This is a genomic window from Geodermatophilus sp. FMUSA9-8 (genome assembly GCF_037034165.1).
Lineage (GTDB): Bacteria > Actinomycetota > Actinomycetes > Mycobacteriales > Geodermatophilaceae > Geodermatophilus > Geodermatophilus nigrescens.
Genome location: NZ_JBAGKE010000001.1, coordinates 479,893 through 491,237 on the forward strand (window position 1 = coordinate 479,893; position 11,345 = coordinate 491,237).

13 protein-coding genes are annotated in these 11,345 nt (G+C 74.6%); 9 read left to right on the forward strand and 4 right to left on the reverse strand.

From position 1 onward, the window contains the following. Positions 1 to 9 precede the first annotated feature (9 nt). The 4 genes from WA616_RS02335 to WA616_RS02350 are packed head-to-tail and all read left to right on the forward strand — an operon-like array spanning position 10 to position 3,057. Positions 10 to 291: a YciI-like protein gene (locus WA616_RS02335; RefSeq protein ID WP_336026966.1), complete on the forward strand. Its 282-nt coding sequence runs from the start codon at positions 10 to 12 to the stop codon at positions 289 to 291. After that, on the forward strand, positions 288 to 755 hold the full coding sequence (locus WA616_RS02340) for a heme-degrading domain-containing protein (protein WP_336026968.1): 468 nt from the start codon (positions 288 to 290) through the stop codon (positions 753 to 755). The genes WA616_RS02335 and WA616_RS02340 overlap by 4 nt, the downstream gene beginning before the upstream one ends. Continuing rightward, complete coding sequence (locus tag WA616_RS02345) at positions 752 to 1,789, forward strand: App1 family protein (RefSeq protein WP_336026971.1); 1,038 nt, start codon at positions 752 to 754, stop codon at positions 1,787 to 1,789. The genes WA616_RS02340 and WA616_RS02345 overlap by 4 nt, the downstream gene beginning before the upstream one ends. Next, positions 1,786 to 3,057 carry a D-arabinono-1,4-lactone oxidase gene (locus tag WA616_RS02350; protein WP_336026973.1) on the forward strand — a complete coding sequence of 424 codons (1,272 nt, stop codon included), beginning with the start codon at positions 1,786 to 1,788 and terminating at the stop codon, positions 3,055 to 3,057. Before WA616_RS02345 ends, WA616_RS02350 begins: the two co-directional genes overlap by 4 nt. Positions 3,058 to 3,093: 36 nt before the next feature. On the opposite strand, the gene WA616_RS02355 is transcribed toward WA616_RS02350, so the two are convergent. Further along, entirely contained in the window at positions 3,094 to 4,338 is a 1,245-nt protein-coding gene (locus tag WA616_RS02355) for an RNA polymerase sigma factor (protein WP_336026975.1), read from the reverse strand. 10 nt (positions 4,339 to 4,348) lie between these two features. After that, the gene (locus WA616_RS02360; protein WP_336026977.1) at positions 4,349 to 4,690 is read right to left on the reverse strand and encodes a YciI family protein; all 342 of its coding nucleotides are present in this window, start codon (positions 4,688 to 4,690) and stop codon (positions 4,349 to 4,351) included. 310 nt (positions 4,691 to 5,000) lie between these two features. Between WA616_RS02360 and WA616_RS24435 the strand changes: the two genes are divergently transcribed. The 3 genes from WA616_RS24435 to WA616_RS02375 are packed head-to-tail and all read left to right on the forward strand — an operon-like array spanning position 5,001 to position 6,449. Then, positions 5,001 to 5,411, forward strand: coding sequence for a WhiB family transcriptional regulator (locus tag WA616_RS24435; RefSeq protein ID WP_442901963.1), 411 nt, complete (start codon positions 5,001 to 5,003; stop codon positions 5,409 to 5,411). Between the two features lie 55 nt (positions 5,412 to 5,466). Then, complete coding sequence (locus tag WA616_RS02370; RefSeq protein WP_336026979.1) at positions 5,467 to 6,036, forward strand: dienelactone hydrolase family protein; 570 nt, start codon at positions 5,467 to 5,469, stop codon at positions 6,034 to 6,036. Beyond that, positions 6,033 to 6,449: a PaaI family thioesterase gene (locus WA616_RS02375; protein ID WP_336026981.1), complete on the forward strand. Its 417-nt coding sequence runs from the start codon at positions 6,033 to 6,035 to the stop codon at positions 6,447 to 6,449. Before WA616_RS02370 ends, WA616_RS02375 begins: the two co-directional genes overlap by 4 nt. A 91-nt stretch (positions 6,450 to 6,540) precedes the next feature. On the opposite strand, the gene WA616_RS02380 is transcribed toward WA616_RS02375, so the two are convergent. Next, entirely contained in the window at positions 6,541 to 7,815 is a 1,275-nt protein-coding gene (locus tag WA616_RS02380) for a hydroxyacid-oxoacid transhydrogenase (RefSeq protein WP_336026983.1), read from the reverse strand. A 136-nt stretch (positions 7,816 to 7,951) separates the two neighbouring features. Between WA616_RS02380 and WA616_RS02385 the strand changes: the two genes are divergently transcribed. Further along, positions 7,952 to 8,920 carry a cyclase family protein gene (locus WA616_RS02385; protein WP_336026985.1) on the forward strand — a complete coding sequence of 323 codons (969 nt, stop codon included), beginning with the start codon at positions 7,952 to 7,954 and terminating at the stop codon, positions 8,918 to 8,920. A 7-nt stretch (positions 8,921 to 8,927) separates the two neighbouring features. Then, positions 8,928 to 10,577 (forward strand): AMP-binding protein, encoded by a 1,650-nt coding sequence (locus WA616_RS02390; protein WP_336026987.1) that lies wholly within the window; start codon positions 8,928 to 8,930, stop codon positions 10,575 to 10,577. 40 nt (positions 10,578 to 10,617) lie between these two features. On the opposite strand, the gene WA616_RS02395 is transcribed toward WA616_RS02390, so the two are convergent. Continuing rightward, positions 10,618 to 11,328: a sulfite exporter TauE/SafE family protein gene (locus tag WA616_RS02395; RefSeq protein WP_336026989.1), complete on the reverse strand. Its 711-nt coding sequence runs from the start codon at positions 11,326 to 11,328 to the stop codon at positions 10,618 to 10,620. Positions 11,329 to 11,345: the final 17 nt, after the last annotated feature.

The window sequence follows — 11,345 nt, forward strand, 5'->3', positions numbered from 1 at the left end:
AGTGGCGGCATGCACCTGCTGCTCGAGTACACCCTCGCCGAGGACTACCTGGAACGCCGGGCAGCGCTGCGCGAGGAGCACCTCGCGCTGGCCCGGGCGGCCCACGAGCGCGGCGAGCTCCTGCTGGCCGGCGCGCTGCCCGACCCCTACGACCGCGCTTTGCTGGTGTGGGACGCCGACCGGGAGACCGTCGAGCGCTTCGCCGCGAGCGACCCCTACGTGCTGCGGGGCCTGGTGACCTCGTGGTCGGTGCGGCCGTGGAACGTCGTCGTCGGCGGGGCCGGGGCGTGAGCGGCTTCCCGACCGTCGCGGAGCTCGCGGCGGAGGAGGACGAGCTGCAGCTGGACCGGTTCACCAACGACGACGCGTGGGAGCTCGGGTCGGCGCTGGTGGCCGCGGCCCGCCGCGCCGACGCGCCGGTCGCCGTCGAGGTCGCCCGCAACGGGCACCGGCTGTTCTCCGCCGCGCTGACCGGCGCGACGCCGGACAACGCCGACTGGATCGAGCGCAAGGCCCGGGTGGTGCACCGGTTCGGGCACGCCTCGCTGTACGTCCGGCAGACCTGGATCGAGCGCGGCACCACGTTCGAGGAGTCCTCGGGCCTCGACCCGCGCCTCTACGCCGCGCACGGCGGCGCCGTCCCGCTCGTCGTCCGCGGGGTCGGCCCGGTCGGCGTCGTCGTCGTGTCGGGGCTGCCGCAGCTGGAGGACCACCGGATGGTGGTCGCCGCGCTGCGCGCCCACCTCGGCCGGTGACCGCGCCGGGCGACCCCTCGGGACGGCTGGTCGGCGCCCTGCACGCGGTCAAGCTGCGCGGCAACCGGGCGCTGTCGGCGTGGGCCCGCGACCGGGGCTGGACGACGACGGCGCTCGGCTACCCCGGCTACGCGGCCGGCGGCCGGGCGCGGGTGCGCGGGCGGCTGCTGCTCGCCCCGGCCCGCACCGCCCCCGAGGCCCGGCGCGACCTGCCCGGCTGGCGGCGCCTGTTCACCCTCGAGCAGCCCTTCGGCGAGATCGACGTCGAGCTCGCCGGCGGCCGGGTGCGCGCCCGCGCCGACGAGGCGGGCCTGCTCGACGTCGCGCTCCCCGCCGTGCTGCCGCCCGGCCGCGCGGACGCGCTGCTGCACGTCGGCGGGCGCCCGCCGGTGGCCGCGCCCGTGTACGTCGCCGCCCCCGACGCCGGTCGTGGGATCGTCTGCGACATCGACGACACCGTCTGGATCACCGGCATCCGGCACCCCCTCCGCGCGGCCTGGCGCACCTTCGCCGGCAACAGCGCGACCCGACGGCCCGTCGCCGGGATGGCGGCGCTGCTCACCCGGGTCGCCCGGGAGCACCCGCACTCCCCGGTCGTCTACCTGAGCAACGGCCCGTGGAACCTGGCCGGCGCGATCACCGCGTTCATGGAGCGCAACGGCTTCCCCGCCGCGGCGCTGCTGCTCACCGACTGGGGCATCGGCCCGCGCGCGTGGTTCCGCAGCGGCCGGGCGCACAAGCGCGGCTCCCTGGAGCGGGTGGCCGCCGACCTGCCGGGCGTGCGCTGGTTCCTCGTCGGCGACGACGGCGAGCACGACCCGGAGATCTACCGCGACTTCGCCACCGCCCATCCCGGCCGCGTCGTGGCGATCGCGCTGCGCACCACCGCCCCCGCCGGCGCGCCGTCGCCGGAGACCGGCGAGCCGGCCGGCGAGCAGGCCGGTGACGTCCCCGTCGTGCGCGCCGGCGACGGCCGCGCCCTGGCCGGCCTGCTCGAGCGGGCCGGCGTCCTCCCCCCGATCGGAGTCCGGTGACCGCCCTCGACACCCCGCTGCGCAACTGGGCGGGCAACCTCACCTACCGCGCCGCCCGGGTGCACCGGCCGCGCACCCTCGACGAGCTGCAGGAGGCCGTCGCCGGCGCCCCGCGGGTGAAGGCGCTGGGCTCGCGGCACTGCTTCAACGACATCGCCGACACCGATGCCGACCTGGTGGTGCTCGACGACCTCGACGTCCCCGTCGAGCTCGCGCGGGCCGAGCCCGACGGCTCCGGCGTCCTGTGGGTGCCCGGCGGCATGCCCTACAGCCGGCTGGTGCCCGAGCTCGCCCGGCACGGGCGGGCGCTGCACAACCTGGCCTCGCTGCCGCACATCACCATCGCCGGGGCCACCGCCACCGGCACCCACGGCTCGGGCAGCCGCAACGGGTCCCTGGCCACCTCGGTCGCCGGCCTGGAACTGGTGCGCTCCGACGGCGAGGTCGTCGTCCTCGGCGAGGACTCGCCCGACCTGCCGGGCGCGGTGGTGCACCTCGGCGCGCTCGGCGTGGTCACCCGGGTGGCGCTGCGCTTCCAGCCGACCTTCTCCGTGCGCACCAACGTCTACCTCGACCTCACCTGGGACCGGCTGTTCGCCGACCTCCCCGGGGTCACCGGCGCCGCCTACAGCGTCAGCGTGTTCACCGACTGGCACCGGGTCACCTCGGTGTGGGTCAAGTCGCGCACCGACGAGCTCGACGCCGCCGCTCCCGAGGACTTCTTCGGCGCGCGGGCGGCCACCGAGCCGACGCACATGCTGCGCGACACCCCGATCGAGAACCTCACCGACCAGCTCGACCTGCCCGGCGAGTGGCACGAGCGGCTGCCGCACTTCCGCGCCGAGTTCACCCCGAGCCACGGCGACGAGCTGCAGAGCGAGTACTTCGTGCCGGCCGAGCACGGGCGGGCCGCCTGCGAGGCGATGCGGGCCCTCGCCGACCGGGTCGCGCCGCTGCTGCAGGTCAGCGAGATCCGCACGATCGCCGGCGACGACCTCTGGCTGAGCCCGGCCACCGGCGGCGACGTCCTGGCGCTGCACTTCACCTGGCTGCCCGACGAGCCGGCCGTCACCGCGCTGCTGCCGGAGATCGAGGCGGCGCTGCGCCCGTTCGGCGCCCGCCCGCACTGGGGGAAGCTGTTCACCACCGGCGCCGCCGAGCTGGCCGAGCGCTACCCGCGGATGGGCGACTTCCGCGACCTGGTGGGCCGCCTCGACCCGCGCGGCGCGTTCCGCAACGCCTACCTGGAGCGCACGGTCCTCGGCTGAGCGCGGGCCCACCCGGCCGCGACGCCCCGGCCGGGCTCAGCCGAGCTCGGCCAGCCGCCGGGCGAGGAAGTCCCGCTCGACGGCGTTGCCGGTGAGCAGCAGCGCCTCCCCGTAGGCCTCGCGCGCCTCGGCGACCCGCCCGAGGCGGCGGAGCAGGTCGGCGCGGGCGGCGGGGAGGTAGCCGTAGCCGGCCAGCTGCGGCTCGGCGGCGAGCGCGTCGAGGGCGGCGAGCCCCGCCGCCGGCCCCGAGGCGAAGCCGACGGCGACCGCGCGGTTGAGCGCCACCACCGGCGAGGGCCACACCGAGGTGAGCACACCGTAGAGCGCCACGATCTCGCGCCAGTCGGTGTCGGCCCAGGTGGGCGCCTCGGCGTGCACGGCGGCGATCGCGGCCTGCAGCGCGTACCGCGACGGCGGGCGGGCCCGCAGCGCCTCCCGCACCAGCGCCACGCCCGCGGTGATCGCGGCGCCGTCCCACCGGGCGCGGTCCTGATCCTCGAGCAGCAGCAGCCGGCCGTCGTCGGCGGTGCGGGTGTCACGGCGGGCGTCGGTGAGCAGCAGCAGCGCCAGCAGGCCCGCCACCGCGGGGTCGCCGGGCAGCAGGCCGCGCAGCATCCGGCACAGCTGCAGCGCCCGCTCGACCAGGTCGCGGCGCACGAGCTCCTCGCCGGCCGGGACGGTGTGCCCGGTGGTGAAGAGCAGGTGGACGACGGCGAGGACGGCGTCGACCCGGGCGGGCAGCTCGGCCGGCGGGGGCACCCGGTAGGGGATGCGCGCGACGGCGATCTTCTTCTTGGCGCGGGTGAGCCGGGCGGCCATAGTCGGCTCGCTGACGAGGAAGGCGCGGGCCACCTCGGCGGTGGACAGGCCGCACAGCAGCCGCAGCGTGAGCGCCACCTGCGCCGGCCGGTCGAGCGCGGGGTGGCAGCAGGTGACGACGAGCCGCAACCGGTCGTCGGGGTAGCCGTGCGCGCCGTCGTCGCGGGGGTCGGGGGCGACCTCCTCCTCGACCAGCAGCGGCAGGTGCCGGCGCTCGACGCCGGAGTGCCGCAGCACGTTGAGCGCCCGGCGGCGGGCGACGGTGGTGAGCCAGGCGCCCGGCCGGGCGGGCACCCCCGCGGTGCGCCACTCCGTGAGCGCGGCGGCGAAGGCCTCTTGCACGCACTCCTCGGCGACGTCGAGGTCGCGGGTGACGCGCACCGTCGCGGCGAGCACGAAGGCCCACTCGCGACGGTGCGCGTCGGCGACCGCGGCGGCGACGGCGTCCGGGTCGGCGGTCACGGTCGTCGGCTCAGTCGAACACCATGACGGGCCGGACCTCGACGCCGCCGAAGCGGGCCGGCACCGTGCGAGCGACGGCGAGCGCGGTGTCGAGGTCGGGGGCGTCGACGATGTAGTAGCCGCCGAGCGCCTCCTTGGTCTCCACGAAGGGCCCGTCGGTGACGTCGCCGCCGCGGACGCTCGTGGCGGTGGGCGTCGGCTCCAGCGCCTCGCCGCCGAGGATCTTGGCGCCGAGCTGCTCGACGCCGGCGGAGAAGCGGTCGTGCTCCTGGTAGATCTCGCCCATGACCTCGGGGGTCGCCGTGGCGTAGGACGCCTCGTCCTCGTAGATCAGGATCATGTAGCGGCTCATCGGGACCTCCTGCGCTCCGGGGACCCGCCTCTCGGGCCCTCCACCTCTCCGACACGCAGCACCGCACCAGATCGACAGGCCGCCCGGAAGATCTTCCCGGGCCGCCTCTAGCGGACGGGCGGCCCGGAGGGTCGGCGACACCCCGGACGGTCAGGTCGAGGGCAGGTAACGACAAGCGGACGCCGACGTTCCGCAGTTTTCTGCCAGTGCGCTCACGGGACGGGTCTCCGTAACGTCACTGTCAGCAGCCAGGGCGTACCCGTCCGTCACAGCGGACGACGCCTCACCCCCGACTCCCGAGGAGCTTCCCGTGTACTCCTTCTCGCGCCCCCACCTCAGCCTCGTCGCCGACGGCCCCGCCCTCGCCTACGACGAGGCCGACTTCGGCTACGACGCCGAGGACGTGTACGACGACTACGAGATCGCGGCGGACGCCCCCGCCGAGCAGTCCCCGCTGTCCTTCTGGGCCGACACCACCGAGGGCGGCTCGGCCGCCTGGCGCCTCGACGCCCTGTGCGCCGAGACCGACCCCGAGGCCTTCTTCCCGGAGAAGGGCGGCTCCACCCGCGAGGCCAAGCGCGTGTGCACCGGCTGCACCGTGCGCGCCGAGTGCCTGGAGTTCGCCCTCGCCAACGACGAGCGCTTCGGCATCTGGGGCGGCCTGTCCGAGCGCGAGCGCCGCCGGGTGCGCCTCGAGCGCCGCGAGCGGCTCAGCGCCTGACGGTCCGCCGCCCGACCGCCGGGCGCCCGGAGCGGGCGCTCGGCATGATGCCCGCATGGCCGAGGTCGTCCTGTTCCACCACGCGCTCGGGCTGACCCCCGGCGTCACCGCGTTCGCCGACGACCTGCGGGCCGCCGGGCACACGGTGCACACGCCCGACCTGTACGCCGGTGCCACCTTCGACACGGTCGACGCCGGCGTCGGGCACGCCCGCGAGACCGGCTTCGACGAACTGCTGGACCGCGGGGCGGCCGCCGTCGCGGACCTCCCGACGGAACTCGTCTACGCCGGCATGTCGCTCGGGGTGCTCCCCGCGCAGAGCCTGGCGCAGACCCGCCCCGGCGCCCGTGGCGCGGTGCTCCTCTACTCCTGCCTCCCGGCCGAGGAGTTCGGCGCGTGGCCGGCCGGCGTCCCCGTGCAGGTGCACGGCATGGACGCCGACCCGCTGTTCGTCGACGACGGCGACCTCGACGCCGCCCGCGCACTGGCCGCGTCCACGGCCGACGCCGAGCTGTTCACCTACCCCGGCGACCAGCACTACTTCGCCGACCGCACGCTGCCCTCCTACGACCCGGAGGCCGCGACGCTGCTCCTGCGCCGGGTCCTCGACCTGCTGGCGCGGTGACCTCCCCGGAGGCGACCGCCGCGCGGGTGCGGGCGGTCCTCGGCATCCCGCTGCACCGGCACCTGGGCATGCGGCTGCGCGACCCGGCCGACCCGACCGCCGGCATCTGGTTCCCCGTCGACGCCGCCGCGCAGAACCAGGCCGCGCTGCTGCACGGCGGCGTCGTCTACACCTTCCTCGACGTCGCGGCGTTCCTCGCGCTGCTGCCGCAGCTGGCCGACACCGAGCACGCCGTCACCCACGACCTCACCGCCTCGCTGCTGCGGCCGGTGCCGGCGGGCGCGCGCGTCGACGTCACCGGCACGGTGCTGCGCCGCGGGCGGGCGGTGGCGTTCCTGCGGTCCGAGGCGACCGTCGACGGCGTCCTCGTCGCCTCGGCGCAGGTCACCAAGTCGGTCGTCCCGGCCGGCTGAGCCCGCCCCGGCCTCGCCGCGCGGTGCCCGACCTCGCGCCGCGGGGCGAGGCCGGGCACCGCGGCGCGAGGTCCGGTCAGCGGGCCCGCGGTCACCACAGCGACATCGAGCGGCGGAAGATCCCCGCGACGTCGTCCTCGGTGACCTCCTTCGGGCAGGTGGCCAGCAGCCGCTGCTGCTTCATCGTGCCCTCGACGAGGTCGCCGACGTCGCCGTCACCGAAGCCGACCGCGCCCACCCCGTTCGGGATGTCGATGTCGCGCATCAGGTCGGTGAGCACGGTGGGCAGGAACTCCGAGGGGTCGTCGGGCTGCCCGGCGTTCGGCGCGAGCAGCTGCGCGGCGCGCACGTGCCGCTCGGGCGACGCGTCGAAGGTGAACCGGAAGGCCTCCGGCGCGGTCAGCGCCACCGACATCCCGTGCGGCACCATCGGCTCGTCGGCCGGGTAGTCCTTGGGGTGGAAGTCCTTCACCTGCCCGGCGATCGGGTAGGCGTTGGCGTGCGGGATGTGCACGCCGGCGTTGCCGAAGCCCATGCCGGCGAAGGTGGCCGCCATCGCCATGTCCGCGCGGGCCTGCGTGTCGTCGCCGTGCCGCACCGCCCGCCGGAACGAGCCGGCCAGCAGCGACAGGGCCTTCTCCGACCACATGTCCGAGATCGGGTTGGACCCGCAGTAGGGCACCCGCTGCTCGGGCGACTTGCGGTCGTAGGTCGTGTACCAGCGCGCGGTGTAGCTCTCCAGCGCGTGGCAGAGGATGTCCATCCCCGACGCCGCCGTGACGCCGGCCGGCTGGGTGAGCGTCAGGTCGGGGTCGATGACGGCGAGGGTGGGCCGCAGCCGCGCGTGGCTGATGCCGGTCTTCACCCGCTGGGCGATCACGTCCATCACGCAGATCGTCGTGCTCTCCGACCCGGTGCCGGTCGTCGTCGGGACGGCGACCAGCGGCCGCAGCGGCTCGCTCGGCGCCTGCCCCTTGCCGACCGGCACGTTGACGTAGTCCATGAGCTCGCCGGGGTTGGTGGTGAGCAGGTTGATCGCCTTGGCGGTGTCGATGCTCGAGCCACCGCCGACCGCCACGAACGCGTCCCACGGCCCGGACGAGCGGGCGTCCTCGATGGCCTGGGTGAGGCTGACGTCGGTGGGCTCGACGTGCACGCCGTCGTAGACCCGCGCCTCGATGCCGAAGCGGCCCATCTGGTCGGCCACCCGCTGCGGTAGGCCGGTCGCCGCCACCCCCGGGTCGGTCACCACCAGCACCCGCCGCACGCCGTAGCGGCTGAGGTCGTAGCCGATCTCGTCGGACGCCCCGCTGCCGAACTTGAGCTGCGGCGCGCCGTAGGTGAAGACGGACTCGGGGCTGGTCATGACGCGCTCCTCGGCTGGGCGGCGGATCCGGTTGCAGGGATCGTTGCACCCGCCTTGTGGCCGGGACCACAGCGCGGCAGGGTCGGGGTCGGGTGCACCCCGCAACCGTTCCCCCGTCTGCCCGTGGAGGCCAGCCGTGACCGCAGAGCCCGAGACCCCCGTCCCCTCCCTCGAGGAGCTCCTCGCCGACTCGCCCACCAACTGGGGCAAGTGGGGCGACGACGACGAGGTCGGCTCGCTGAACTACCTCGGCCCCGAGCAGGTGCTCGCCGCCGTCGGGCTCGTCCGGCAGGGCAAGGTCTTCACGCTGCAGCGGCTGATCGGCGACCCGAAGGGCGACCCGGTCTGGCCCGGCCGCACCCCGGCCGAGCGCACCCAGATCCTCGACGAGTCCACCTGGGACTCCCCCGACGCGCCGCAGTACCCCGGCGGCCTCCACTACGCCGACGACAAGATCAACGCGTTCCTGCAGGGCTCCACGCAGTACGACGGGCTCGGCCACGTCTGGTACGGCGGCAAGATCTGGAACGGCTACGACGCGCGGACGACGATCGGCGGCCTGGACAAGGCCAGCGTCGAGCCGATCGCCCAGCGCGGCGTCGTCGGCCGGGCGGTGCTGCTCGACATGGCCCGCTTCCGCGGCAAGCCCACGCTCGACAAGGGCGAGACCTTCACCCACGAGGACCTCGTGGCCTGCGCGCAGGCGCAGGGCACCGAGATCCGCAAGCGGGACATCCTGGTCATCCGCACCAACTTCCTGCAGCTGTTCTTCGAGCAGGGCGAGGGCTTCTACGAGGGCTTCAACGAGCCGGGCCTGGTCTACAGCCCCGAGCTCGTGCAGTGGTTCCAGGACATGGAGATCCCGAACCTGGTCACCGACACGATCGCCAACGAGGTCACCACCGACCCGAACAACGGCGTCGCGCTGGTGCTGCACAACGCGCTCATGCGCAACCTCGGCGTCACCCTCACCGAGATCGCCGACCTCGAGGCGCTCGCCGCCGACTGCGCCGAGGACGGCCAGTACGACGGCCTCTACGTCGCCGCCCCCCTCAAGGTGCACCAGGGCAGCGGCTCCCCGGTCAACCCCGTCGTCCTCAAGTGAGCCCGTCGTGAGCGGCTACGACGACCGGCCCTGGCTGTCCCTGTACGGCGGGCAGCCGGCCGACTACGACATCGAGTTCGCCGACGCGCTGTCGATGTTCCGCGCGGGCGTGGAACGCGACCCCGACGGCGTCGCCCTGCAGTACTTCGACGGCGCCGTTCCCCGCCGGGAGCTCGACGAGACGACCGACGCGATGGCGGCCGGCCTGCTGGCGAACGGGTTCTCCCCCGGCGACCGGCTGGCGGTCTACCTGCAGAACGTGCCGCAGTTCGTGATGGCGATGGTGGCCACCTGGAAGGCCGGCGGCGTCATGGTGTCGATCAACCCCATGAGCCGGACGCGGGAGCTGTCCTACCTGCTCGCCGACTCCGGGGCGACGGTGCTGCTGTGCCTGGACACCCTCTACGACGAGGTCGCGCGCGACGTCGTCCCGGGCACCGACGTCCGGCTGGTGCTGACCACCAGCGGGCTGGACCTGCAGACCCGCGACGACGAGCGGCTGTTCGCCGGGGTCACCCGGCAGCGGCACGAGGGCACCACCGACCTGCTGAAGTTCGTCGAGCAGCACCGCGGGCAGACCCCGCCCGCGGCGACGCTCGGGCCCGACGACGTCGCGTTCCTGACCTACACGTCGGGGACGACGGGCGTGCCCAAGGGCGCGATGAACACCCACCGCAACGTCTGCTTCACCGCGCAGGTCTACCGCGACTGGACCCACGCCGGCCGCGACGGCTCGATCTTCGGGATCGCGCCGCTGTTCCACATCACCGGCCTGATCGGGCACGTCGCGGTGAGCATGCTGGTGCCGCAGACGCTTGTGCTCGCCTACCGTTTCGAGCCGCAGGTCGTGCTCGACGCCTTCCTCGAGCACCGGCCGGCGTTCACCATCGGGGCGATCACCGCGTTCAGCGCGCTGCTCAACGCGCCGGGGTTCACCAAGGACCACTTCGCGTCGTTCACGTCGATCTACTCGGGCGGGGCGGCCATCTCCCCGACCGCGGAGAAGGGGTTCCTGCAGGCCACGGGCAAGCAGGTGCACAACGCCTACGGCCTCACGGAGACGACGTCGCCGATGACGGTGACGCCGTTCGGGTCGCCGTCGCCGGTGGACCCGACGTCGGGCGCGCTGTCGGTGGGCGTCCCGGCGCCGAACACGATCGTGCGGATCCAGGACGACGACGGGGAGGACGTGCCGCTGGGCGAGGTCGGCGAGATCGTGGCCGACGGCCCGCAGGTGGTGGCCGGCTACTGGGGCAAGCCCGACGAGACGGCGGCCAACCTGCCCGGCGGGGCGCTGAAGAGCGGCGACGTCGGCTTCATGGACCCGCAGGGCTGGGTGTTCATCGTCGACCGCAAGAAGGACATGATCAACGCGTCGGGCTACAAGGTGTGGCCGCGCGAGGTCGAGGACGTCCTGGCCGAGCACCCCGCCGTCCGGGAGTCCGCCGTCGTCGGCGTCCCGGACGAGAAGCGCGGGGAGACGGTCAAGGCGTTCGTCAGCCTCAAGCCGGGCGCGAGCGCGACGCCCGACGAGCTGATCGCGCACTGCAAGGAGCGGATGGCCGCCTACAAGTACCCGCGCAGCGTCGTGCTCCTCGACGAGCTGCCGAAGACGGTCACCGGCAAGATCCTGCGCCGCGAGCTGCGCGGGACGTGAGGTGCGGCCGGGTCCCCGCGGCGCGCCCGCGGGGACCCGGTCAGCCGCGCACGTTCTCCGTCCACACGTCCCAGCCCAGCCGCACGATCAGCGCGGTGACCACGACGAGGAAGACGGCGCGGATGAACCCGGTGCCGCGGCTGGTGGCCGTCCGCGAGCCGAGGTAGCCGCCGACCACGTTGGCCGCTGCCAGCGACAGGCCCAGCCCCCACACCACCGACCCGTGCGGCACGAAGAACGCCAGCGCGCCGAGGTTCGTGGCGACGTTGACGATCTTCGCCTTGGCGCTGGCGTTCAGGAAGTCGTAGCCCAGCAGCGAGACCAGGGCGAAGACGAGGAACGACCCGGTGCCGGGGCCCAGCACGCCGTCGTAGAACCCGATGACCGCGCCGATCGCGAGCGCGGTGCCGGTGTGCCGGCGGCCGGTGTGCCGCAGCCCCGTCACCTCGCCGAGCGCGGGCCGGAACGCGGTGAACAGCGCGATCCCGACCAGCGCGACGACGATCACCGGCTTGAACACGCTCGCCGGCAGCAGCGCCGCCACCGACGCGCCGCCGAACGAGCCGGCGAGCGCGACCGCGGCCATGGGCAGCGCGGTGCGCAGGTCGGGGTGCACCCGGCGCTGGTAGGTGATCGCGCTGGTGGTGGTGCCGAACACCGAGGCGAGCTTGTTGGTGGCCAGCGCCTGCACCGGCGCCAGCCCCGGCACCAGCAGCAGCGCCGGCAGCTGGATGAGGCCCCCGCCGCCCACGACGGCGTCGACCCACC